The organism is Lactiplantibacillus sp. B652, from assembly GCF_023806745.1.
Classification (GTDB): Bacteria; Bacillota; Bacilli; order Lactobacillales; family Lactobacillaceae; genus Lactiplantibacillus; species Lactiplantibacillus pentosus.
Map to the genome: position 1 here is coordinate 115,021 of NZ_JAMSKY010000007.1, position 25,296 is coordinate 140,316.

General features: G+C 42.6%; 24 protein-coding genes. 18 read left to right on the plus strand and 6 right to left on the minus strand.

From position 1 onward, the window contains the following. Positions 1–61: 61 nt before the first annotated feature. Complete coding sequence (locus MZO40_RS10005; protein ID WP_105960755.1) at positions 62–736, minus strand: GDSL-type esterase/lipase family protein; 675 nt, start codon at positions 734–736, stop codon at positions 62–64. Between the two features lie 130 nt (positions 737–866). Between MZO40_RS10005 and MZO40_RS10010 the strand changes: the two genes are divergently transcribed. From MZO40_RS10010 to MZO40_RS10045, 8 genes are all read left to right on the plus strand, one after another. Continuing rightward, positions 867–1,280 carry a MarR family winged helix-turn-helix transcriptional regulator gene (locus MZO40_RS10010; protein WP_165861015.1) on the plus strand — a complete coding sequence of 138 codons (414 nt, stop codon included), beginning with the start codon at positions 867–869 and terminating at the stop codon, positions 1,278–1,280. A gap of 270 nt (positions 1,281–1,550) precedes the next feature. Then, positions 1,551–2,303: a MurR/RpiR family transcriptional regulator gene (locus tag MZO40_RS10015; protein WP_105960757.1), complete on the plus strand. Its 753-nt coding sequence runs from the start codon at positions 1,551–1,553 to the stop codon at positions 2,301–2,303. 117 nt (positions 2,304–2,420) lie between these two features. Further along, entirely contained in the window at positions 2,421–3,854 is a 1,434-nt protein-coding gene (locus MZO40_RS10020; protein ID WP_050339847.1) for a glycoside hydrolase family 1 protein, read from the plus strand. A gap of 6 nt (positions 3,855–3,860) precedes the next feature. Further along, on the plus strand, positions 3,861–5,705 hold the full coding sequence (locus MZO40_RS10025) for a glucose PTS transporter subunit IIA (protein WP_050339846.1): 1,845 nt from the start codon (positions 3,861–3,863) through the stop codon (positions 5,703–5,705). A gap of 616 nt (positions 5,706–6,321) precedes the next feature. Then, a complete protein-coding gene (locus MZO40_RS10030; RefSeq protein WP_050339844.1) occupies positions 6,322–6,819 on the plus strand; it encodes a GNAT family N-acetyltransferase in 498 nt (165 codons plus the stop codon). Positions 6,820–6,955: 136 nt separating this feature from the next. Beyond that, entirely contained in the window at positions 6,956–7,741 is a 786-nt protein-coding gene (locus tag MZO40_RS10035) for an AzlC family ABC transporter permease (RefSeq protein ID WP_021337274.1), read from the plus strand. Positions 7,742–7,761: 20 nt separating this feature from the next. Beyond that, entirely contained in the window at positions 7,762–8,112 is a 351-nt protein-coding gene (locus MZO40_RS10040; protein ID WP_003642419.1) for an AzlD domain-containing protein, read from the plus strand. Between the two features lie 68 nt (positions 8,113–8,180). After that, a complete protein-coding gene (locus MZO40_RS10045) occupies positions 8,181–8,897 on the plus strand; it encodes a sulfite exporter TauE/SafE family protein (RefSeq protein ID WP_105960758.1) in 717 nt (238 codons plus the stop codon). A 161-nt stretch (positions 8,898–9,058) separates the two neighbouring features. Here the strand turns inward: MZO40_RS10045 and MZO40_RS10050 are convergent, their stop codons facing one another. The 3 genes from MZO40_RS10050 to MZO40_RS10060 are packed head-to-tail and all read right to left on the minus strand — an operon-like array spanning position 9,059 to position 10,471. Beyond that, positions 9,059–9,493 carry a hypothetical protein gene (locus MZO40_RS10050; protein ID WP_050339842.1) on the minus strand — a complete coding sequence of 145 codons (435 nt, stop codon included), beginning with the start codon at positions 9,491–9,493 and terminating at the stop codon, positions 9,059–9,061. A gap of 51 nt (positions 9,494–9,544) precedes the next feature. Further along, on the minus strand, positions 9,545–10,099 hold the full coding sequence (locus MZO40_RS10055) for a DUF4352 domain-containing protein (protein ID WP_050339841.1): 555 nt from the start codon (positions 10,097–10,099) through the stop codon (positions 9,545–9,547). Positions 10,100–10,108: 9 nt separating this feature from the next. Further along, on the minus strand, positions 10,109–10,471 hold the full coding sequence (locus MZO40_RS10060; protein ID WP_050339840.1) for a DUF4064 domain-containing protein: 363 nt from the start codon (positions 10,469–10,471) through the stop codon (positions 10,109–10,111). A 65-nt stretch (positions 10,472–10,536) separates the two neighbouring features. Here MZO40_RS10060 and MZO40_RS10065 point away from each other — a divergent pair, with 65 nt between their 5' ends. Together MZO40_RS10065 and MZO40_RS10070 are read left to right on the plus strand one after the other, a co-directional pair. Further along, positions 10,537–11,622, plus strand: coding sequence for a protein kinase domain-containing protein (locus MZO40_RS10065; protein ID WP_105960759.1), 1,086 nt, complete (start codon positions 10,537–10,539; stop codon positions 11,620–11,622). A gap of 481 nt (positions 11,623–12,103) precedes the next feature. After that, on the plus strand, positions 12,104–13,018 hold the full coding sequence (locus tag MZO40_RS10070; protein WP_105960760.1) for a hypothetical protein: 915 nt from the start codon (positions 12,104–12,106) through the stop codon (positions 13,016–13,018). Positions 13,019–13,351: 333 nt separating this feature from the next. Here the strand turns inward: MZO40_RS10070 and MZO40_RS10075 are convergent, their stop codons facing one another. After that, positions 13,352–14,548, minus strand: coding sequence for a cyclopropane-fatty-acyl-phospholipid synthase family protein (locus MZO40_RS10075; protein ID WP_050339837.1), 1,197 nt, complete (start codon positions 14,546–14,548; stop codon positions 13,352–13,354). A gap of 142 nt (positions 14,549–14,690) precedes the next feature. On the opposite strand from MZO40_RS10075, the gene MZO40_RS10080 reads away from it, so the two are divergent. From MZO40_RS10080 to MZO40_RS10105, 6 genes are all read left to right on the plus strand, one after another. Further along, positions 14,691–15,740 (plus strand): cell surface protein, encoded by a 1,050-nt coding sequence (locus tag MZO40_RS10080; protein WP_105960761.1) that lies wholly within the window; start codon positions 14,691–14,693, stop codon positions 15,738–15,740. Between the two features lie 370 nt (positions 15,741–16,110). After that, positions 16,111–17,265, plus strand: coding sequence for an ROK family protein (locus MZO40_RS10085; protein ID WP_105960762.1), 1,155 nt, complete (start codon positions 16,111–16,113; stop codon positions 17,263–17,265). Positions 17,266–17,420: 155 nt separating this feature from the next. Beyond that, positions 17,421–18,494: an AI-2E family transporter gene (locus MZO40_RS10090; protein WP_252133256.1), complete on the plus strand. Its 1,074-nt coding sequence runs from the start codon at positions 17,421–17,423 to the stop codon at positions 18,492–18,494. A gap of 75 nt (positions 18,495–18,569) precedes the next feature. Beyond that, positions 18,570–19,262: a 2,3-diphosphoglycerate-dependent phosphoglycerate mutase gene (locus MZO40_RS10095; RefSeq protein WP_003639808.1), complete on the plus strand. Its 693-nt coding sequence runs from the start codon at positions 18,570–18,572 to the stop codon at positions 19,260–19,262. A gap of 250 nt (positions 19,263–19,512) precedes the next feature. Next, positions 19,513–20,250: a class I SAM-dependent methyltransferase gene (locus MZO40_RS10100; RefSeq protein ID WP_165861014.1), complete on the plus strand. Its 738-nt coding sequence runs from the start codon at positions 19,513–19,515 to the stop codon at positions 20,248–20,250. A gap of 200 nt (positions 20,251–20,450) precedes the next feature. After that, on the plus strand, positions 20,451–20,693 hold the full coding sequence (locus MZO40_RS10105) for a hypothetical protein (RefSeq protein WP_033619767.1): 243 nt from the start codon (positions 20,451–20,453) through the stop codon (positions 20,691–20,693). A 209-nt stretch (positions 20,694–20,902) separates the two neighbouring features. Here MZO40_RS10105 and MZO40_RS10110 read toward each other — a convergent pair whose 3' ends face one another. Continuing rightward, positions 20,903–22,438 carry an FAD-dependent oxidoreductase gene (locus MZO40_RS10110; protein WP_088770633.1) on the minus strand — a complete coding sequence of 512 codons (1,536 nt, stop codon included), beginning with the start codon at positions 22,436–22,438 and terminating at the stop codon, positions 20,903–20,905. Between the two features lie 182 nt (positions 22,439–22,620). Between MZO40_RS10110 and MZO40_RS10115 the strand changes: the two genes are divergently transcribed. Next, complete coding sequence (locus MZO40_RS10115) at positions 22,621–23,511, plus strand: LysR family transcriptional regulator (RefSeq protein WP_105960765.1); 891 nt, start codon at positions 22,621–22,623, stop codon at positions 23,509–23,511. 495 nt (positions 23,512–24,006) lie between these two features. Continuing rightward, positions 24,007–25,293 carry an MFS transporter gene (locus MZO40_RS10120; RefSeq protein WP_088770635.1) on the plus strand — a complete coding sequence of 429 codons (1,287 nt, stop codon included), beginning with the start codon at positions 24,007–24,009 and terminating at the stop codon, positions 25,291–25,293. Positions 25,294–25,296 lie beyond the last annotated feature (3 nt).

Below are 25,296 nucleotides of genomic sequence, written 5' to 3' on the forward strand. Positions count from 1 at the left end.
TTGTAATTCTGGTGAGGCGATTTTTTTTGGATGCTAGTTCGTATCATTGGGCGAGTGATGGTTATTTCAAATAAGGTAACATATTATTAAAAATGATGTCATAGCCAGCAGGAAGTGGATGGAGACCGTCAAAAGTGAGTGTTTTCTTTAAATTACCCGCGGTATCCGTTAACCCAGCGTTTAAGTCAATGAAATCGAAGTGATGCTTTGTAGCTAGCGCTTTGACTTTGATATTGGCTGCCATTGTCATCGCATTAGTCCGATGTTGCGCAACATTCGGATGGGGATCATCAGTGGGATTAAAGTCGGCGACGGTGTTGATTGGGTAATAGGCCATAATATAGACTTGTGTATTCGGCAGCTTGTTAGCAATTAGCGTCATTATCTGATCATAATTATGCATCATGGTTTCTTCTGGTAGGTTAAAGCTCATGTCATTGGCACCGATTTGTAGGAACAAGATACTAGGTTGGAGCTCAAAAATCAGGGTATCCATATGTGCAAGTTCGTCGGCAGTGGTCATTGCGCGAATGCCACGATTATAGATTTTATGTTTGAGCTGTAATTTTGTTTGTAGCGCTTCAATTGGAAAAATTTCAACGGTCGATGAGCCAGTGATGACAATCTGCCCTTTGAGTGCGGTTTGATTGGCGGTAGCATATTTGTTTAGAATGGTTTGTTGAAACTTAACGATGCGTGGATCGAGATTGGTTAACTGGATTGATTCATTAGTCATGATAAAACCTCATTTCTAAATAATGTTAGTTAAACTAACTGTTTGCAATACTAACTCTAAATAGTTAGTTAGTCAAACAGTTTTGATGACTAATTTTATTTGGTATACTTGAACCATGGAGTGTGAGAATATGGTAGATACTGAAGCAACAATGGCATTATTTCACCAAGTCGTCCGTGGTGAAGAGGTACTAGTACGCGAAAGAATGGCCAAACCTATCCCAACACAGCAATTGATGGTCTTAGCTTTCATTGTTGCCCATCCAGGCGTTATTCAACGAAACATTGTTGACCTGATTGGACGAAAAGCCGCAACCGTATCGGTGATGTTAAAAAATATGGAAAAGCAGGGGTTGATTACACGGCAAATACCGAGTGATAACTCGCGAAACAAGAAGATTTTCGTCACTGATGAAGGCCGTAAGCTAACTGAGAGGTTTAAAGAAACCCGCCAGCAAGTCCACGAAGAAATGTTAGCCAACTTATCGACGGATGAACGACAAGAATTGCGACAACTAGTGGCCAAAATCAAAATACCAGATTAGCGGGTTGGTGTACTAGTTGTCCTCGATGTGCGGGAACAGTCGGATTGATATCATTGGATAATAATGGTGAAAAGTATTGCGGATTCGCTCGATTGGATTGTATCAGGTCTAAGCGGGTGAATTTTTTTGTGTTGCCGGTACTCGCTGAAAAGTGGCTTTAGTGGGGCAAATAGTTGATGCAATGGCCGAAATGAATTTTTATATTATTTAACTTTAAATGAGGGGGTCTGTATAATAAAGCACAAACCTTTAAAAAATGGAGTAGGATCAATGGATAACACTTTATATAATATTTTATACAAGCTAAGTAATGAATTAGATACTAAAGACCCAGAAAGTACGAACTTTATATTATCAGCTTATTTATTGAAAAATTTTGCGACAATTTCGGAAGTTAGCATCTATGATATCGCAGCTGAATGCAATGTTTCACGGTCGACAATTCGCCGTTTTGCAAAGCAAATTGGATTTGAAAACTTTGCTGTCTTAAAAAAATTAATTAAGCAGTACCATCATCCTGTCGAGCAGGTCTCAGATAAGAAGTATCGTGAAATGCTTACGAATAGTTTAATTAATATTGCTAACGAATTAGATGAACGAATGGATACCCATGAGGTAGATGTAATTTGTGAACGGATTAGGCGAGCAGAAAATGTTTATATTTTCACTTCAGAACCTAGTATTTCTTCTGCTCGCGACTTTCAGGTTAATTTAGCAAGCAAAGGTTATATCTCATATGTCATTACAGATTTTTCAGAACAAAACACAATTCTTAATCAAATTAGTCATGAAGATTACGTACTCACGTTATCGGTATCTGGCATGTTTGCTCGAACGATTAATTCAGTAATAACGCGTCTTACTTGTATACTGGATTTAATTACGGCTAACCGTATATTTGATTATGAGAAGTGTTATTCACATGTTTACTATATGAGCCATCTGGACTATTCCAAAAATCCAGAAATATATCGATCGTATGGCTTGCATTATTTCTTAGATATTATTCAGAATCATCTATAGGGGGCAACAAATGAACCCTATAGGCCGATTGGGTGCAAAAGCTGTTGCGCTAAAATGTAAGCGCTTTGCTATCCTGTACTTGTAAGCAAATAAGTCATGGAAGGTAAGGTGCTAATAATGCATTACAATCATAATCCAAAATTTCCAGATAATTTCTTGTGGGGTGGTTCTAGTTCATCTTGGCAAGTTGAAGGAGCTGTTGAAGAAGATGGCAAAACACTCTCTTTGATGGATCTGAACACACGGACAAAGAAGCCATATGCGGATGACACATTTGCATCCGACCATTATCATCATTACAAGGAAGATGTGAAGCTGATGGCTGACGCAGGGCTAACATCCTATCGTTTTTCAATCGCATGGTCACGTATTTATCCGGATAACAGTGGCAAAGTGAACCAAAAAGGAATTGATTTCTACAACAATCTAATTAATGAGCTTATTCAGCATGGTATTACGCCCATTGTGACTGTCTATCATTATGACATGCCCGTCTGGATTGATAAACAATATGATGGATGGTACGGCCGAGGCATCATTGATGAATTTGACAAGTACGTTCGAACAATCTATAAAGCATTTGGTGATCGTGTTAAGTACTGGCTATCTATCAATGAACAAAACATGCAAATATGTTACGGCGATTGGTTAGGGATTGATAAACATCCAGACACTTGGTTCGAAGATAAGTGGAAGGTTAACCATATCATTAATCTTTGTCATGCAAAGGCTGTTATTGCTTGTCATGAATTGGTACCTGGTGGAAAAATTGGACCTGTTCCTGGCTATGTACCAATCTATCCTGATTCTAGTGATCCTAAAGATCAAATTGCGGCGATGAATGCAGAAGAAATGACTGAAAAAGTCTGGGATGATTTGTACGCCCATCGAGAATATAACGGCTTTATTAAGAGTTATTGGAAAGAAAATAACATTGATCCTGATATTCGACCTGGAGATATGGAATTAATTGCAAAAGCAAAAATCGACTTCTTCGGTTTGAATTGCTACCGTTCAAACACTGCCAAGTATTGTGCACCTGAAGAAGAGGAACAGGCGTATGAGCTAAATAAATCTGGTAAAAAAGGAAATTTAAAGTTTCCAAAAGTACCAGGTATGTATCAATTAGTTGCCAATCCACATGTAAAAACGACCGACTGGGATTGGGAAATTGATCCAGTGGCTATGAGATATATGCTGCGGTATGTGTGGGATCATTATCAACTCCCAATGGTTATTACCGAAAATGGATTTGGCGAACATGAACAAGTTAGTGAAGATGGAAAAGTTCATGACCCACAACGAATTGATTTTATGCGGGATCAAATTTACCAGATTGGCTTAGCAATTCAAGATGGTTGCCAAGTGTTTGGGTATAATCCTTGGTCATTCACGGATTTGTTGAGTACTGGTAATGGTATGTCAAAACGCTATGGTGTTGTTTACATCAATACAACGGATGATGAAAAGCTTGATTTTAAGCGTATTCCAAAAGATTCTTATTATTGGTACTCGCAGCTTGTTAAATCAAATGGGCAAAATTGGGGGTAAGTTCCAATGGCACAATATGAAGTGATTGCTGCCGACATACTCAAAAACATCGGTGGTAAAGAGAATGTTACAAATATTAACCATTGTGCGACCCGATTGAGGTTGCAAGTAGCGGATGATAATAAAATTAATGACGAAGCGATATCTAAGCTTAGTGGTGTGGCTGGAACTGTGATGCATGGAAATCAGTATCAAATTGTAATTGGAACTGATGTTGCTAATGTTTACAATGAATTTATTAAACTGTCTGGTGATGTCCAAACGGATAGTACGGCTACTACTCATAAAAAAGATGTATCTTTGAAGTCTGTGGGACAAACGATTGTAGACTTTATTAGTGGAACCTTTGTGCCGATTTTAGGTGTATTAGTTGCTGCTGGATTGGTCTCGGCTGTTTTGAATATTGGCGTTAGTTTCTTTGGGTTGAGCACTAAGAGTGGTACTTATACGGTCTTGTATGCAATTTATCAGGCTGGATATTACTTTTTACCTGTATATCTTGGCTACAGTGCAGCTAAAAAATTAAATGTTAGTGCGATGATGGGGGCTTTTCTAGGAGCAACCCTATTGTATAAAACGATTGATAGCGCAAAAGGCCTCGATTTTTTAGGACTAATGATTCCTCAAATTCAATACAATACTAGCGTTATTCCGATTTTGCTCGGTGTACTATTTATGAAGTTGATTGATACTGGATTGGATAGGGTCACACCTAAAAGTATTAAATTTTTCACGAAACCGTTATTGACAATGATTATTGTCGTTCCTGTAACTTTACTGTGGTTAGGACCATTAGGGTACGAAATAGGTACCGTAATCGCCACTGGGTTGAATTTTGTAAACTTAAAGTTAGGCTGGCTTTCCGTTGGTTTGATTGGGGCACTAACGCCACTGCTAGTTATGACTGGGACTAATCAAGCTTTATTCCCATTGTGTATTGCCGCAATTGCATCGGTTGGTTATGATGCTTTTATTCTACCGGGAATGTTAGCTGCCAATATTGCTGTAGGAGCTGCGACACTAGCAGTTGCATTCTATACAAAGAACGAGCACGAAAAGCAAGTTGCTTTATCAGCTGGTATTACAGGTGTAATGGGAATCACGGAACCATCAATCTTTGGTGTGTTGATTAAAAATCGAATTGCATTATTAAGCACAATGTTTGCAGCAGGTATTAGTGGCGCCTTAGCTGGATTAGTATCGTTGAAGCAATATGCGATTGTTTCACCAGGAATTGCGGCTTTACCAACCTTTGTCCATTCAAGTGGTGCTGGACTTGATAATAACTTTTATTGGTCATTAGTAGTTGTGATCTTGTCTGCTGGTTTGTCGTTTGGTCTCACGTATGTGTTTGGAAGAAAAGCACAATTACAGAAAAAAGATGAATTGGCCACTGATGATATGCATGTGTATCAACCGGTTAGTGGGCAAGTGATTCCATTGCAAGAAGTTAACGACGATGTCTTTTCAAAAGGATTGTTAGGGGATGGCTTTGCTGTAAAACCAGATAATCGTGGCGTGTATAGTCCTGTAACCGGGACCGTGACTATGGTGGCAGAGACAAAACATGCAATTGGTTTTCTTTCAGATTCTGGAATTGAAGTCCTAATTCATCTGGGTATTGATACGGTAGAGTTAAACGGGTTACCTTTCGATATTAAAATTAAGAATGGCAATCATGTCGTGAAGGGGCAATTAATTGGCGAAATGAATCTCGACATGATTCGCAAAGAACAGAAGGATACAACAGTAATTGTTGCTTTAACGCAGCCTAACAAGCAACTAGAAGATAAAAGATATACTGATACACAAATTGGCGATGTTATTGGAAATGTGTCAGTTGTACAGTAAGTAATTGACTTGATTGATAAGATACCGATAATAGTCATGAGTATTTGAACATACGTAGAAGAGGTAGTTGCATGGAATTTAGCAACTATCTTTTTTGTACTTAGATTGAAAAGGTATCAGCTTTTAAGTTCGAAAACAGTTCCCAAAATACTCAGATTAGATTAGTAGAGCTTGGATATCATGTGAATGGTAGTCCTATCATTAACTCTGAGACTGGCCTTCTATGAATATATCAATCATCTTCAAATCATCTCATCAATACATGAATGTTATAAATCATCAATGATACAGATTCAACAAGTTCACATGAAGATCCGTTCATGAAATATTCAGTGGCCAATTGTACCAAGATAGGTGGCCGTTCATCTGCCATTCGAATGGCTTCCCGACTGGAGGGGGTGGCTGACAATGCTCAAGGGCGATGTCCGCCCTGTTCCAGCGTTGTCAGCCGGCCCCGGAAGTCGGACTAGGACGATCATCGGCGGACGAACAGGAATCTAACCTTACCAACATTCAATCTCAGTAAATAATCCGAGTCGAATTTAGTTAGCATAACTTCCAATCAAATGTATAATTAAACTGAGAGTAATCGTTAAGACGAATGGAGTGGGAAGCTATGAGTGTGTCATTACGCATCGCAACAATGTCGGATTTACCAATTATTGTGGATATTTATAACCAAACGATTCCAAGTCATCAGGTGACTGCTGACCTTAAGCCAGTCACGGTGGAGCAGCGGCGGCCGTGGTTTTTGAGCCATACGCCAGAACACTATCCAATGTGGGTCGTGATCAACGATGACTTAGTGATTGGCTGGGTCAGTTTATCGCCATTCTATGGGCGCGCGGCCTACGCGAAGACTAGTGAAATTTCAGTCTATTTGGATCGTAGCGTTCAAGGTAAGGGCCTGGGTAGTCAAGTGCTGGCATTGATTCCAGAAAAGCTACCAGCACTGGGGTTAACGGCGATTGTCGCGTACATTTTTTCAAGTAATATGGCCAGCATTAAGCTCTTCAAAAAATTTGGTTATGAACAGTGGGGGTTCCTGCCAGCAGTGGCTGAGTTAGGTGGTCGTCCTAACGATTTGGTGATTTTGGGACAACATTTTAAGTGAAAAATAGTTAAGGAACCGCTTACATACGTTGAAAAACTTAACAAGGTGTAGGATTGCTATAAAAAACATGTTAAAATTAAGTTCGAGTGTCTAAGTAGTTTGACGCTCAACATTGTTGCTAGAATTCTTTACTGGTATGGTACTGGAGGCATTCTTGGTGAAAAAGAACGAGCCAAATTGGTTAGTGGTATTGCGGACTGTGATGCCACTTGGGCTTAGCTATATTCCCATCGGGTTAGCGTGTGGGGTGCTCTTGCATGCGGCCGGGTTCAACCATCTACTGACGGCGTTAATTTCGGTAATGGTCTTTTCCGGTGGCGCCCAATTTTTAATTGCATCGATGCTGACAATCAATGCACCGATGACAACCATTATTTTGATGATGTTTTTCTTGGAGTTACGGTACGCCTTGTTAGGTTCCAGCCTATCGCGTTACTTAAAAGGGCAATCGCTACCGTTTATTTTTACGTTTGCGTTTTCGATGAATGATGAAAACTATGCGGTCAACTACTTAAAGTTCGCAACCGATAAGCATTGGAAACCATCACAAGCACTGCTGGTTGAACACTATTCGTTGCTATTCTGGACCGTCAGTAACATTGTCGGGAGTCTGATTGGCAGTGCCCTGACGATTAATCTCCAAGTGGTCGATTTTGCGTTAACGGCGCTATTCATTTATATGGCAATTATGCAAACTAAGAGTCGTTTGATCATCTTAGTCGCAATTTTGTCTGGCGTTTTAACGATCGGGTTCCTAGTCTTGATGAAGAGTACGTTGGGCTTAGTCGTTTCAACGTTACTGGCATCATTGACCGGTTACTTTATTGAACGTTACTTGTTAGCACATAAGCCAGAAAGTCATTTACTCTATAAGGTTCACGATCCCACTGGCCCAGCAGCCATGGAAGAATCTGACAAGTAGGGCACAGAGGGGTTTTTCTTATGCAATCAGTCAGCTCAATGAGTAGTATGGACCACTTTTGGTTGGTCATTTTTTGTGCGTGTGTGGCCTTTATCCCACGCTTCTTTCCATTACTGTTCTTTACGAAGCGGAAGATTCCAGAATGGTTCAACGAGTGGATGCGGTTCGTACCCGTCTCACTGTTTACAGCGCTCGTTGTCAAAAGCGTCTTCATTGATAGTAAGTACGCGGTGATTACTTCGGGTAATCTGGGCATGATCATTTCAGCGATTCTCGTTGGATTTGTGGCCTACCGGACGCGTTCAATGACGTTGTCGGTGGTGATCGGCTTAGTATCAGTGATGATTTTCGTGTTGTTAATTCATATATGATGTTAGTTGGAACTGGATGATCCGGTTCTTTTTTATTATGGTTAAAATAATTGTGAGGAGGCCTGTAAATGACGTGGTTATTGGTATTCTTACCGGGACTGTTGGCAGGACTAGTCCAAGGCTTGACCGGCTTTGGGGCAGCAATCGTCATGATGATTTTTCTACCGCAACTTTTTTCAATTGCGCAAAGTGCTGCGGTTGCTGGGGTGATTATGGCGGCAAGCGTGCTGACTTTGGTTTGGCGGAATCGGCACCATATTCATTTACGCCAAATCGTGATTCCGTTTATCATCTACGCGAGTGTAGCGGCCTATTCAGTGCATCTCGGTCAAGAATTGGATGTGCAACTATTACGCCGGCTACTCGGGGCCTTGTTAGTAGCGTTGGCGATTTACTTTAGTTTGAGCAAACGCGCGGCCACCCAAGTTTACCCGTGGTGGCTAGCCGGGATTTTTATGATTATTTCAGGCTTTTTCAATGGCCTGTTTGGCATTGGCGGTCCCTTAATGGCGCTGTATTTCCTTTCGCTAGCGGATACAACGGCCGATTATTTGGGCAACTTACAAACCTTCTTTTTAATTGATGTCATCTATATCTCAACGGTGCGGGTGCTCAACGGCATTTTGACACCAGTTCTGATTCCAAATATTCTAATTGGGATGGTCGGGGCGGTCATTGGAACTGCGATTGCGGCACGCATCTTACCGCATTTACCGATGACAACGGTGCGCCACCTGATTTACCTGTTTATTGGATTGAGCGGGAGCTATTATCTTTTTATTTAAGCGCTTCGTCAAGTGAAGTTGATAGACTGTAAATCTTATTTAGCGGTATCCCGGCAGCGACATAAAAAACGACTGATTCAAAGCGACCTTCATAACAGACCGTGAATTGAATCAGTCGTTTTGTATTAATCAGTGAATTTGAGTGCCCGCCCCAGTCCGTGCTAATCAGCTGCGGTAATTGTCCCTAATCCGTATTGGTAGAGAAGCTCGTCAGTACGGTCTAAATCATAGCGCTGGCTGAGTGCAAAGATAATCAGTGCATCCCATTCATCTTTGGCATACAAGACGGCATAGCCGGTTCGTTTGAGCATCGTATTGAGCTCAGTCAGTGAAAGCTTGAACCCAAAGCCTAACGCAATCATGCGTGCCCGGTTGGGGCGGCGTTTGCCATCAAAATACTGGTAGCCAATCGATGGCGTCAGATTGGCTTGTCGGATGACCTGACTTTTAGTGACCTGCTTAACCTGAATCAGCTCGGCAAGGTATTCAGCTGGGTTGGTGCGGATAAAACTGCTGGCCATATTTGTCATAAATTGATCGGCCTCACTTGCTTGTTCGATTTCGTTGAAAAGTTCACTCGTTTTACGTTCTGTCACGACTGGCCCTCCCTAATACGTGTGGTTTGATTAGTATTAGTTTACCAGAGATTATTGTAATTTAAAGGTCAAATGACGGTCACTGAAGTAGCTTGGGTTATAAATCAATTCAACGGTCCCGTTCGCTTTGGATTGGCCAGTCATGGTTCCACTGACGGTTCCACCAGCGCTCAAATCACCACTATCCAGTTGATCGTTCGCATCAATGTTGATTTCATCCAGACTGGTTTGGTTGCCAGCGGCTTTGATTTCGAAGTCGTAAGGGTTGTAGGAGACCTTTTCCTTACCGATATTTTTGAGCTTGACCGTTACAGTGTAATACTGATTGCCAGTTTTCGGCTGATCATCATCCAGCGTCGTGGCCGTTTTGACATCGGTCACCGTGACCTGAACGTGATCGATGGTAGCCGTTTCGCCAACTTTGTAAACGCGCTTGGTTGTGGCCTTTTTTGAGCTAGATTTCTGACTCGTAGCCTGTTTGGCAGATGCGGCCTTAGAATTAGTCGCGTCATCGGGCGAGCTGACGATGCCGATGACGATAAAGGCGCCGAGGGCAATGAGCACCCAGACCCACCAACGTTGATACCATGATTTGCTTGTCTTCATATGCTTGACCTACTTTCTCAGTGCTAAGCCGCCTGCGATGACGATCAGTAGGCCACTTAAAATCCCAAAGGCGCTAACGAACACGAAATTCAGAATTCCGCATAAGATAATTAACCAGCCCATCAAGACGTGGTTGCGGTTAATAAAGGCGCTCAAAATGATAGCTAATGCGGAGACGACGATACAACCGACGCCGAGATTACTAACACCGGCGCTACCGCTGGCTTCAAGAGCACTACCGATACCGCCGATCGTCATGGCGAGTAGTCCGGCAATGATACCAAAGATACCGCCAATGATACCGAGAACTAATTCGGCCGTCCGAGAGCGGGGTGCGGATGTAGTGAGATCAGTTTGACTATTTTTTGACATTGTAATTCCTCCAAAAGTATGGTTATGATAAGTGTTGATAATTTAAGTAAAAAGGGGGCCGCCGGTTGTTACCAATTGTGCAGGCGATGCAATTATTGAGCGAAGCGGGCTACGAACCACTGGGGCCGCTGTTGCCAACACGCGAATTTCCATTATTAGTTAAAAAGCAACAAGTGGTGTCCGTCGCAAAAATCGTGCGTGATGACAATCTACCCGTCTTGCAACGGCTCAAGCAGCAACCGGTTCCCCGAATGCCCCAAATTGAGGCGTTATTAACGCGGCCGGATTGTGTCGTCAGTATCGAAACGCTGATCAACGGTCAGACTCTGGCCGACCAACTGCGAACCCAGGGGCCTTTTTCCCCTGAAATGACGGCCCGGGTCGCAACGGAACTGTTACAAACTTTACAAGCATTAGCTGACCGTGAAATCGTGCACCGCGACTTAAAACTCAGCAACGTGATGTGTTATCGCGACCACTATTACTTGATTGACGTGAATGCGGCCCGACAGCACCATGTCGCCCAAAACGCAGATACCCGCTTACTCGGAACGAGTGGTTTTGCGGCCCCCGAGAACTATGGGTTTGCTCAGACCGACCAACGAAGTGATATTTACTCGCTAGGGGTGGTCTTGAACTGCTTACTAACGGGGCAGGAACCCCGCGGCCCATTGGATACAGCGACCCGCACTGCGGATGAGGTCTGGGGTCCAATTATTGCCCAAGCCACGGCACTGGATCCAGACCAACGCTATCAAAGCGCCACGGCGATGCTCGCTGCCATCCCTGGCAAGTCGGCGCCGGTAAGCCCGCAACCCAAACCAGATACGCCTAAACGGCAAGCGTTTAAAGTCCAGTTAACTGCCAAGTGGCAACACCGGCTACAACGTGGACTCGTAATCACGTTGTGGGTTTTGTATGGGCTCTTAATTCTCGGCTTAATGGGTGCTGGTTGGGACCAGGCGACCGTTGCCGCCAAAATTAACTTTTGGTCGAGCGGATTTTTGATGTTCGTTGCCCCGGTAATCGCTCATTATTTCAATCGTTGGCTCAAGCAACAGTGGTCGTCCAAGCAATGGTCCCGTTACCGTTGGTGGCTGCGCATCGCCGAAACGGTCGTCATTTTGGCGGGAATCATTTACATTGGATAATGTACATTGGCTGGTTAACCATTCGCTAGTACGTTAATTATCATAATCGTTACGATGATAAAAGGCTTATGCAAAATGCATAACTGTTGGGTCATTTCAATTTGGGGTGTTGTGGGCCACACCAATATAAGTGCGAGCGGACCTGTAAGTTTAGACTATGACTAAGCGCTGCTATATGAGCCGCGACTGATAGGAAGTCGCTGGTTGATTCTCATCATCAATAATCCGTTTATATAGAAATAATCGGCCATTCTAGTGTTTTAGATTGCCGGTTAATCATGAAAAATTCAAAGTCCGACTAGTTATGCACAACTAGCCGGACTTTTTTTAACGTTTTGGTGATATTTTGAGATGGCAATAATGGTGAAAAAACTAATTTTCTGAAAATTTGAAGTTAATAACCACTTTATGTTACAATACCAATCGTTACGTTAATAATTAAAATATATGTAAATTGATATAAGAAAGGAATATTAAACGGATGGATTTAGAACATAAGACGAGTTGGCGTTACCTGTTAGGGTGGACATTTATCTTACTAATGGTGGCGAGCGCCACATATTTGCATGACGTGGAAGTTATTTTGCCGGAGATTGGCGCCCTGACGGCGGGGACTTGGATTTATCGCAAGGCGGACTGGACACGGCAACCCAGAAAATTATTTTTAGCGCCATCCGGAACGGCGGTCATCGGCTTCTTGGTCAACCGCCTGCCAACGGATTATCCAATCAAAGTTTTGATTGGCGTGCTATTGATGTTGCTACTATTGAAAGGGTTGAGATCCAACCTGGCGCCAGCCTTTGCAACTGGACTATTACCCATCATCATTAACGCCACCCACTGGTCATTCATTGTCGCAATTTTCTTTTGGACGCTGAGTCTGATGGTTGGGGTTCGATTGCAGCAGCGACAACCAGCAATTCATTCGGCACCGGCCACCGCTAATTGGTGGCAAATGCTGGGCTTTAGTTGTCTCGTGCTCCTCTGGGTCAGTATCGTGTGGTTCGTAGGCCAGCCGCAGATGGCTGCGATTCCGCCGGTCATTGTGGTTTTCTTCGAGGCAACCCAGCAACCAGATTATTCGGTGAAACTCGCCGTTAAACAATGGGCCGCATTGACTGCCGCAGCGACGATTGGCGTTGGCGTGCACTTGCTGGTCGCTTCGTGGCTACTGACGACGGTATTGACCATGCCGTTAGTGTACTTGTTATTGTTAGGCTTACGGCTTAAATTGCCAGCTGCCTACGCGTTTCCGCTGTTAGCGCTAGTGTTGCCAGCAGAGATGTTCGACAAGTTGCCGTTGTCGGCGGCACTGGCTGCGGCCTTCTTCTTAGGCGCGCTCCTAGCGTACCAGCGCGTGTTGGGCTGGGTACGCGCGGTAGTTACTGAAAATTAGTAGAGAAGTCTCTGAAAACGGGTTATCAGAAGCTTGGCGGTTTCATGAAAAATCGGGTCGCTGTGAACTTTATCGGTTGATTACGCGTACAACGGGTCAGGGGTTTAGGGTCGGCTTAGTCCTGCCTCAAACCGACTCTAGACGCGGTTAGTTCGTCTGATGAATGAATTAAGCGAGTAATCAAGTAAAACGAGTACAGTGATGGTGCGCCATGAACAACGAGCTTTCCGGCATAAAAAGATTAATTTGCCATTAAACCCCTGAATCATAAGTAATAACAAAAAAACAAGCGTTCAGAATCCATAAAATTCTGAACGCTTGTTTTAAGCTGCATTAAGCATTTTTATTGATACGATTGTCCGCATACATGTACTTCCGCGTCATTGGTAAGTTCCGTGATGAAGCACCCTTAGTAACGAGATACTGCATAACGTCGATGTTACCAGATTGGAAGGAAGCGGCGCAGGCTTGGAGATAGAGATCCCACATCCGCGTGAAGCGCACGCCCATCTTTTCTTCGATTGCGGCGCGTTTGGCATTAAAGTTTTCGTCCCAGATTTCAGTGGTCCGTTGGTAATGCCGCCGTAACGTTTCAACATCAGCGACTTGTAGGCCGGCTTCAACGATGTGTTGGAGGTTTTCAGTCATCCCGGGAACGTAGCCACCTGGGAAGATGTACTTGTCTAACCAACCGTTAGTCGCACCACCTTGTTGCCGGGTAATCCCGTGCAGTAAAGCGACACCGTTGTCTTTAAGGTAGTGGTTGACGCGTTCGAAGTACATTGCTAAGTTGTCCTTACCAACGTGTTCAAACATGCCGACACTAGTAATGTAATCAAAGGTCTCATCGCCTAGTTCACGGTAATCTTGTAATCGCACTTCGGCAACATCGCTCAAGCCTTCATCTTGGATGCGCTTGGCAACTAAGTTATATTGTTCTTGGGAAAGGGTGACACCAACGACTTTCAGGCCATATTCCTTCGCAGCCGTTAACATCAAGGTTCCCCAACCACAACCGATATCAAGTAGCGTCTTGCCAGGTTGTGGGTTGAGCTTTTGGATGATGTGGTGCACTTTATGAATCTGTGCTTCTTCCAACGTATCCGTATCGTGCTTGAAGTAAGCACAGGAATAGGTCATGGTTGGGTCAAGCCACATCTTATAGAAGTCGTTACCAACGTCATAATGGCTCTGAATATCTTGTTGGCTCTTCTTTTCAGAGTGCGATTGTTTAGGCATGAACCGCTTGAATTTGGAATTGTTGAAAAAGCTTTCTGCCGATTCGTAGGCGGATTCAATTAATTTCTGAATACTGCCGTCAATTTCAATTTTGCCATCCATGTAGGCTTCACCGAGTGCGATGGACGCATTCTTAGTGATGTCGCGCATTGGAATGGCTTCTTTAAATGTCACCGTTACTTCTGGTGTGCCTTCACCATAAGTTTCACTGCTACCATCCCAGTAGTTTACTGTGACGGGGATATTGAATGAGTGACTCAAAAGGGTGTGGTAAAAAGTTTTCTCTAGCATTGCAATAAGGATCCTTTCTTCGTAAAATACATTAATTATTATACGCCTATGAAAATGGTTTTGTAAGCACAACGAATCGCGAGGTTGTTTGCAAACATGGTATAATAAATTAATTGGAAAATCAGCTAATGGGGGTGTCGTGATGAAGAGATGGATGTGGATCGTGTTTGCGGTAATTATCGCCGTGGGGGTCGGTAGTTACTCTTACACACGTTATCGGTTGCAAGAAGAATCCTATGCTGATGAGATGCGGACGGGGGAACGGGCGCTGAAAGATCACGATTATTCGTTGGCTGAGACGAGTTTTACGCACGCTTCGCGGACACGGGCTAGCAATGCGACGGCTCAGCGCTATTTGACGCAGACCCAGACTTACGTGGATGGCACGCAAGCGATGAACAATCGGAAGTTTAGTGCGGCCAAACAAGACTTCACGACCGTTAAGACGACTAAGCACGGGTCAACGACGCTGATTCAGCAAGCTCGCGAACAGTTGACTTTATTGCAGAAGATTCAGGATAAACGCAAGACGTATCAACAACAGTATCAGCAGGCCTTAACGCTGAACAAGGCGAATGAGTTTACTGACTCGAACGTTGTAATTGCGACCTTATTAAAAGACAAAACTTTCAAGCAGCGGTATTATCAGGATATTCGCAAGAACGTGCTGACGCTCCGCAAACAAAACAACGCTTCACTTAAGACGTTGACGGGATCAGTGCCAGCTTTGCCAAACACAGCCCAATCGATTGCTGGGACGAGCGGCGCACAATCATCACCGTCTCAAAATGGGCAGACTAAGCAGAACTCGCAGGCTAGCTCCAGTTCGTCGTCAACCACGGCATCTGTGACTAATGGGGCTTCGGGTACGACTAGTCCGAGTGCCAGTTCTAGTAGCAATCAGATTCAAGCGACCCGGGCGGAATTGAATGAACAGGGTGTGGATGCTAGTCAGTATAGTGATGCTGAGATTCAGGCCATTATTCAACGAGCGGCGGCACAACACTTGTCCTTAGCTCAGGCGGTCAAAACGATGAATCAGTCGTCGGACCAGATCCAGGCAACGCGTGATGAATTATCACAAGCTGGTTTTGATGCCAGTCAGTACACGGATGCCCAGATTGAAGCGATTCTTCAACAGGCGAGTTCGCAGCATATGTCGATCGCACAAGCGGCAAAGTCGTTGCAGTGATATAAGCAAAATAATAGCGGTATGGAAGTTCAATTAACAATCATCGATAAAACACCTACTTTTAGGTGTGAATCGGTGATTTTTTTATAAAAACTGTTATAGAATGTAGGAGTAAGGACGGAGTGTTTCCGTTCATTACGGTTTGTTTTACGGGGGCGGTCATTTTATATCGGTATTGACCTTTTTTTAACGCATATATGTCAAAATAGGTATAAAAATGACTATTTTGTGTACTATTTTTGTTTGATGCTATAGAATATTAACAGATTAGGGGGTTAAGGTGCCCGTTGACCAGTGGATTAATGGCAGGCCCAATCAGCGTGATTTGGCAAAGTAATCCGGATGTCAACGGTGGACATCGAGATTCAGTATGATTATTAATAAACATGTGATGCGCAGTACGAATGAGAAGCAAGTTCTGCAGCAGGTTATTAACGAAGGACCAATCAGCCGGAGCCAAATTTCACGGAACCTGAGTTTGAATAAGGTAACGGTATCAGACATTTATAACCAATTACTTCGCACCCAGTTCATTAAGGAGATTGGTTGCGGGGTCAGCACGAAGAACGGTGGCCGTAAGCCGGTAATGGCCGAGTTGAACGTCAACTACGGCTTTGTGGCAAGTATTGATATGTCGGCCGACGCCATCAAATTGATGTATTCCCGTTTAAACGGGAAAATCCTGCACTTCCAAAGCTTCAAGACCAGCGATATGACGTTAACGGATGTCATCGACCTGATTGAAGATCAATTACGGAATGTTGACGACTATGGCACGATTCATGGCTTAATGGGGGTTGCAATCGCGCTGGATGTCATTATCTATGAAAATAAGATTTTAAAGACGCCAATCAAGGGCCTGACCCACTTTGATTTAGCGAAGTACTTGCGGGATAAATTACGGATCCCAGTGGTACTGGAAAAGAAAGCTAACTTAACGGCCGTATTTGAACGGGACTTCCACGATAATGAAATCTTTGACAACGTGGTCTCCGTCGTCGTTCGCGACCAAATTCATGCTGGTATCGTGGCTGACTCACGGCTTTACTCTGGACATGAGGGTGAAGCTGGTGAAGTTGGGACCGCGCTATTAGAGGACCGGCGTGTCGAGAATCATATGGCTTCCTACAATGACTATGCGTCCGAAAAAGCTTTATGGGCACGGCTCAAGGAAATCAAACAGGTGGACCGGCTCGATTTGACGACGGTCAAGCATGATTATATCAATCATAATAAAGAAGTGACGGCAGTCTTCGATGACTTCGTTTACTACCTGTCCAAGGTGATTGCCAACGTTTCCACTGCCTTTGCGCCGGACGTGGTCGTCCTAAACACGACGGTCTTGGAGATCTTGCCACAACTATTGACGGATATTCGTGATAACACGGCGAAGTTGACGTCACCAAGTCGGCAGGTGCCAATCATTGCGACGAAGAATGTGCAATCCGCAGCGCTATTGGGTGGCGCGTCGGTCATCATTCATCAAGCGTTAGGTTTGGAAAGCTTAAAAATGCAGTTCTCATGAGTAATCAAGTGTCCATTTAAACGAACGCGTGAAGTTTATCAAGTGATTAGTGATAAACTTTACGCGTTTTTTATCGGAACGTTACAGCCTTTTGATGTTTATTAGGGCCGCTTTCCGTTAAAATGGACGTATGGGATAGCAGAGGGGTGGATTTTGTGGAATTTTGGTCGCAACTAATTCGAAATGTGCGTTGGCGGCGCGCATTCGTATTAGCGCTGATTGTGTTAACACTGTACTTAGCTTCAAGTATGATGAGTATCATACTATTAACGTTTATCTTTACTTTTTTGGTGACGCGACTCGTTCGGGCCATTCGGCGATGGGTCAAACTACCGCCGACGCTGATCGTGATCGTCATCTATGCGCTCGTGATATTGGAAATTTATTTTGCGGTATCGATCTATTTGCCGCAATTGATCAAGCAGACTTTTTTGACCTTTGAATCGGTCTACCGCTTCTATCAGAATCCGTCACATGACACGAACCAATTGTTGACGTGGGTGACGTCGTATTTCCAAGAATCTGACTTACTTAAACAACTGAAGGGTGGGATCTCAGTTGTTTTCCAGTACATTACCAATATCGGTAACATGGGATTGACGTTCTTCCTGTCCTTTATTCTGAGCTTCTTCTTTACAATTGAAGATCACCAGATGCGGGTCTTTACAAAGCGTTTTTTGACGAGCACGTTTGGCTGGTTCTTCCAGGATGTTTATTTCTTCGCCAAAAAGTTCGTGAACAGCTTTGGCGTCGTCTTGGAAGCACAGTTCCTGATTGCCATCGTGAATACGGTGATTACCGTGGCGTTCATGGCAATCTTGAAAATGCCGCAACTGATTAGTTTAGGTTTGATGATTTTTATTCTCAGCCTGATTCCGGTCGCCGGTGTGATCATCTCAGTCGTCCCACTGAGCTTGATTGCCTATTCAGTCGGCGGTTTACGCTACGTTGTCTACATGTTACTGATGATTCTCGTGGTGCACGCGCTGGAAGCTTACGTGTTGAATCCAAAGTTCATGTCGAGTCGGACGGAATTACCGATTTTTTACACGTTCGTCGTTCTACTGGTGAGTGAACGCTTATTCGGGGTCTGGGGACTGATCGTCGGTGTGCCGATTTTTAACTTTATTTTAGATATTATTGGTGTGAAACCGGTTCACCGGCCGCGCCCCAATATTAATCTGAAAAAAACGATTACTTTCCACCCGGATTCTGAAAATAAGCACTGATATTGTTTTGATTTTTCGCTTTTTCAGTGTAAAATAGGGTGAGTAAATAACTTAAGAAAGAGGTCATTAACTGCTATGGCAAAATTAGTATTGATTCGTCACGGTCAAAGTGAATGGAACTTATCTAACCAATTTACTGGTTGGGTTGACGTTGATTTAAGCGAAAAGGGTGTTGAAGAAGCTAAGGCTGCTGGTCAAAAAGTTAAAGAAGCAGGCTTACAATTCGATTACGCCTTCACTTCAGTTTTGACTCGTGCCATCAAGACTTTGCACTATGTTCTTGAAGAATCCGACCAACTTTGGATTCCTGAAACCAAGACTTGGCGTTTAAACGAACGTCATTATGGTGCATTACAAGGATTGAACAAGAAGGAAACCGCTGAAAAATACGGTGATGACCAAGTTCATATCTGGCGTCGTTCATACGATGTTTTACCTCCATTATTGAGTGCCGATGATGAAGGTTCAGCTGTTAACGATCGTCGTTACGCTGACTTAGACCCTAACATCGTCCCTGGTGGTGAAAACTTGAAGGTTACCTTGGAACGCGTTATGCCTTTCTGGGAAGACCAAATCGCACCTAAGTTATTAGACGGCAAGAATGTAATCATTGCTGCCCACGGTAACTCATTACGTGCTTTGAGCAAGTATATCGAACAAATCAGTGATGATGATATCATGAACCTTGAAATGGCTACTGGTGAACCAGTTGTCTATGACTTTGATGAAAAGTTAAAGGTTCTTGGTAAGGAAAAGTTAGGCAAATAATTTAATAGTTATTTACTAGTTTTTTTGGAGCACTCCGCTGTCTCAGGGGAGTGCTTTTTTGGGCGCTGAGGTCGGATAACGTGTGATGGGGTTGGCAGTTGGTGGCAAATGGACGCTGAGTGCTGAATTGAAAACTAAACTTTTTGTTTCAGAAAGTAACCGGCCTTATATATTTAGATAAAATCAATTATGATCAATGATGGTGGCGTATTGCTTGAAGGTTTGGGGATTTAAAGGGGGACAAAGCTGGATGAATATTAAAAGGTACGGGGTCGATGCGCCGTTTGCACTACTGATCTATACCGTTTTTGGTGTGGGACTACTGTTGCATGCCTACGTAAATCGGTTGAACTATCCGATTGGCATTGAAATGACGCTAGGAATTATATTATTTTTGGGTGCGTTGATTTTTTTGCATACCACGGCACAGGGGAAGTACCAGTTGTTTGATGAGGCGATGCACCGCTTAAATTTAAAACCGGACAGTCAGGTCTTAGATTTAGGCTGTGGTCGGGGCGCACTGTTGACTCGGATTGCACAGCAGTTAGGCCTAGCCGGGAAAGTAACGGGCTTGGATTTGTGGTTGTCGCGGGACCAATCACATAATAAGATGGCCGTGACGCAAAAGAACGTGGAGGACCTTGGCCTAGCCAATCGAGTTGATTTGGTGACTGGGGACATGGCTAAACTAGATTTCCCAAACGCGAGCTTTGATGTGGTAACGTCCAGCTTTGCCATCCATAATATTAAGAATGAACAAGCTCGGATCAATGCTGTCAAGGAAGCCATTCGGGTTCTAAAACCGGGTGGTCATCTGATGATCATTGATACGGGTCGCAATATCAACGAGTACGGTCAGGTCTTTCAAGACGCTGGCTTGCAAATCACCCAGTCAATGAGTTTGGGATTTAACGGTTGGTGGGCTACCCCGCTAACTGATAGTTACGTGGTCGCTGGCAATAAGCCAACAAGTAACACGGCAAAATAGAGATTAAAAAGAGAATAAGAATAATTGTTAATAACACCGCCTATTTGTGGGTAAGTTAAGCATTATCTGGGGATAAGCGGTGAAAAAGATGAAAATTGTGGTTAATTAAATTATCCACAGTGCATAACTTTTACGGCATAGAAGTTATCAACAAGTTTGTTAGTAAAGAAGAGAAATTGATTGCGGGGTTAAGTGGAAAAATGAGTGAAGCAACAAGTGAAGTAACACAACGTGAAATGGTTCGGATTATCAGTCAGTTCCGGAAGCAAGGTTTCAAAGGAAACTATCTGAGTTTTCAACATGTCGCTGACGAAGGCGCATCGTACTTCGTTGTGATGGGCGATGAAAATAACGGTAATCAAGGATTGTTTAAAATCGACTTGTTGACTGGTGAAATTGCGTTTCAGTACATGCTGGATGAAGACCATGTCGTAAGTAAATAGTGATTCATTGAGGGACGGAGCAGCTCCACGGGAGACGCCGTCCCTTTTTTTGTACGCGGGTTTTGAGGATGAAAATTGTAAAGATTGAAATGGTACTAAATGTCATAAAACTAGCCATGTCTGGTGTCATTTCAAAAAGTTGATAGCTTAATTAAATAGGACGAGAACCAAAAACAGGGTTCTCGTCCTATTACTTATTCAATATAAAATTAATTTTGAGCGGCTTGTTGTCCAGCTAAACGCCCAAATGTTTGTGCGTGACTAGCAGCAAGACCAGGCACACGATCTGGATAACTACCAAAGAAGAAGCCACCACTATCGTTACCAGCAGCGTAGAGATGGGGGATAGCATGGTATTGATTATCCATGACTTCCATTTGTTTGTTGATTCTTAGACCGTCGAATGTGCAGAGAATTCGGCCTCCAAGAATACAGCCATAGTAAGGCTTCTTGTTAACGGAGGTTAAGCGATAAGCTTCTTTACCGAAGTCCTTGTCAATATTATCATTAACTAGTTCATTGTTACGTTTAACAGATGCTTCAACATTGGCAACGGGGAGTTGAAGATGTTGTGCAAGTTCTTCAATTGTATCGGCTTTAACAACGAGCCCTTTATCAACGTATTGTTGAGTATCTTCACGTAGCTTTTCGGCACTTGCCATGTATCCAGGAAAACCAACTCTTGCACACCCCACCATGTGGAATTGCTTAGCATATTCGTCGAAGTTGTCATCCCAAATCATGGCGTATAGGTAGCCTGGTTGTTTACTAGCAGCATTGACAATAAATTGATAAGGAACAGATTCGTTAGCAAAGCGTTGTCCCCGCATATTTAGTTTTAGCAAAGGATGGCTGCCTAACCATAACCAGTCTTTATAGGTCGCTGTTTGGACGTACATGTCATCCGTTTTAGTACCAATTGGAACTAAGCCCCGGTCAAAAATACATTCGGCAGGCTCCTCGTCTTTGATTGCCCCGATATTTAGTGCTGAGGTAATTCCGGCACCATTACTACGCGGGCTGTCGTTATAAACGTTTTTCTTTAGGGCGAGGGGATTCCATTCTTTTAGTAATTGTTTATTAGCAGAGTACCCTCCAGTACATAAAATGACCCCCTTCGAAGCATTAATCTGAATGTATTCTCCGTTAGATAAATCCTTGACGATTGCACCAGAGACTTGACCATTAATTGTTAACAGTTTAATCAATGCAGTTTTAAAACGTAAATTTACACCCATTGATTCAACTTTTTCTTGGAACCATTGTCCGTATGACGCAAACGTTTTATCGTCGATAGTTGGATCGTTTTCAGTTGGAAATCCAGTGTATGCGGAGCTGGTGACCATTGCATCGGGCTCTGAACGTAAATGAGCACCGTGTGGCTTTAAGATATTATCTTCGACCCAGTTAACGGCCTCAGCGCTATGATTGGCCCAGTGGTAAATTAATCCTTCATCAACATTGTGTTGTGCAAAGGATGCCAGGTATTCAACGAGGTCATATTTGTTGATTGTTAAACCCGCACGTTTTTGTGCGTTAGTTCCGACACCACCTAAGCCAAGACGTAGTAGGTTAATGCTGTCTTCTTTTTCAATAACGGTTACTTGGGCTTGCTTTTCGGCTGCAGCAGCTGCGGCCATCATACCAGCATTTCCCGCACCAATGACTAAAACTTCTGTATTTAAAGTTCGCTTAACATCAATGTCATTAACTTCATAATGATCAACATTTTGTAAATTAAGCATTTTAAAGCCTCCAAATTGTGAATGATTTATTTATTTTTATACATTAGAAAAACTTTTAATTTGAGGAACTTATAAGAGGTACCGCTTACATAGTTAAAAAATATCACAAAATTATTTAGTTGTGAAACACAAAAATGTTATCATTAATAAGTAAAACTGATTATTAAAGGGAGACAGAGAAAATGAATATTTCACATTTGAAGGTTTTCATTAACTTAGCAGAGACGTTGAATTTTTCATTGACTGCAAAGACAATGAATTTAACACAATCTGCGGTTTCACAGGCAATCAAATCAATTGAAATCGAACTTGGATTTTCCCTATTTAAGCGTACTAAACGTCAGGTGAGTTTAACAAAGAGCGGAGCACTGTTTTATCGTCGGGTTACAACCGTCTTGAGTAATTTTGATAAAGCTGTTATTGATAGTCGTGAAATGTACCAACGTGAGAAAAGTACATTAACGATTGGAACAACAGGCACGAGTTTTGAGTCTCATGCGCTACCTCTAATGATTAAAAATTATCGTAAGGCATATCCTGATGTGAAGATTTACCTGGAATATTTTAATCATAATCGGCTAAAACAACATTTATTAAATAAAGAGTGTGATTTGATTTTTACAACGCAAGATGATCTTTATGATACACCTAAAATTGCTTTTACTAAGCTTGTTGGTGGGTACTTTTGTGCTTTGGTTCCGGTTGGGAATGAATTGAGTCAGCGTTCCGAATTACCATTAGATTCGTTTGAACAACAAAATTTGATTCTTTTAAATGATAATTGGTGTCCGCCTGAACAGTTAAAATTACAACGATTATTGCAAAATAGTTATCCAGATCTTGAAACAACATTTGTGGATAACGTTGCAGTGGCGAACACCATGGTCGAAGCAGGGCTAGGAATCACGGTCATGCCAAATTTCATTAGTTGTACCGATCGGCAACTTTTCAAGATGATCCCGCTGGATTATTCGGTGGATTTAGCATATGGTACAGGAACACTAGTACAGCTACCTTCAGATGCAGCAAGTGATTTTACCAGATGGTTGGTCAAATATGATACTTTTGCGTAACATGGGAGATTAGAGGATGAACAGAGGTAGCTTATAGTGAAAAAATCAGGTCTACCGATTGTAGATATCTGTTGCTCTCATGAGACTGTTACAGTGAATGAATTGTGACACAGTTAAAATATGATTTTAAAGGAGTCGAAGAATAACCATGCTAAGAGGACTATCCCCTTTAACTTGCACTAATTTGATTAGATTGGTGCTCTTTTTGTTGACAAATCCTGTTATATCAGTGATTTGAGACAAAACGGACGAAGAAAAATACTTTAAAAAGTTGAGAAAAATCTTCTACCACAGAATGCAAAACGTTTCCGAGTGAAAAACTGGCGCTACGGGAAAAGCGTACTTAGAATTTCGATAAAATGTTTTATGGGATGTTGTAATATGTAAAAGTAACAATTATGATAACCGGTTGACATACTAGTCTAAATAATATATGATGTAATCGTTTTCAAAATAATGTCAACCGGTTGACACAAACGATTAGGGGTAGTTAATATGTCTAAAGGTAAACTCAGTATGTTCAAAAATACGTCGTATCTGCAGAGCTCCGTAACGATTCTTTTGTTTTTTACATCATGGGGCGTTTGGTGGTCATTCTTCCAGTTATGGCTGACATCTACTAAAAATGGTCTGGGATTGTCAGGTAGTGCGGTTGGTACGATTTATTCGGCAAATTCAGTAGTGACTTTAATTTTGATGTTTGTCTATGGTGCACTACAAGATAAATTACAATTAAAGCGGACGTTATTAGTCGGATGTGCGATACTTGAAACTTTGATTGGTCCTTTCTTTACTTGGATTTATGCGCCACTACTGAAGCACAGTTTTGTAATCGGTATCATTATTGGCGCTATCTTTTTATCTGCAGGGTTTTTAGCTGCATCTCCAGTTTTTGAAGCCTTTATTGAAAAAATTAGTCGGAAGTTTGATTTTGAATATGGTCAGGCACGGGCATGGGGATCATTTGGTTATGCACTCTCAGCGCTATTAGCAGGCTTTTTGTTTGTAATCAATCCCAAACTCAATTTTTGGTTTGGATCCCTATTTGGATTATTTTTATTATTAAATTTACTGTTTTGGAAACCAAAGCAATCTTCCAAGAAACATACAGCAAGTGTTGTGAATAACGAAAAATCGGCACCGACTTTGAAGGAAATGGCTGGTGTACTTAAGGTACCACAATTATGGCTGATAATTATTATCGTAATGTTTACTTGGACTTTTTATACTGTGTTTGATCAACAGATGTTTCCCGAATTTTATACACAACTATTCGCAACACCAGCACTGGGACAAAAGATGTATGGGACATTAAACTCGATTCAAGTTTTCTTTGAAGCAATCATGATGGGTGTTGTGCCAATTATTATGCGGAAGATAGGTGTTCGGAATACGCTGTTATTAGGAATGCTAGTAATGTGCATTCGAATTGGTGGTTGTGGTTTGGTTGTTGATCCGGTAGGTGTTTCATTGATTAAAATGTTACATTCGCTTGAGGTGCCATTATTCTGCTTGCCAATTTTTCGCTATTTTACATTACATTTCAATACGAAGCTTTCTGCAACGCTCTATATGGTTGGATTTCAAGTTGCAGCTCAAGTCGGTCAAGTTATTTTGTCCACGCCACTCGGTGCATTGCGTGACCAAATTGGTTATAGCGCGACTTTCCGAGTTATCGCAGGAATCGTTTTCTTAGCAGCCGTCTTTGCCTTTTTCGTTTTGAAAAAGGATGATCAAGACGTTGAAGGCCAACCATTGGAACGTGAAGAAGTTATTGGCTGAGTA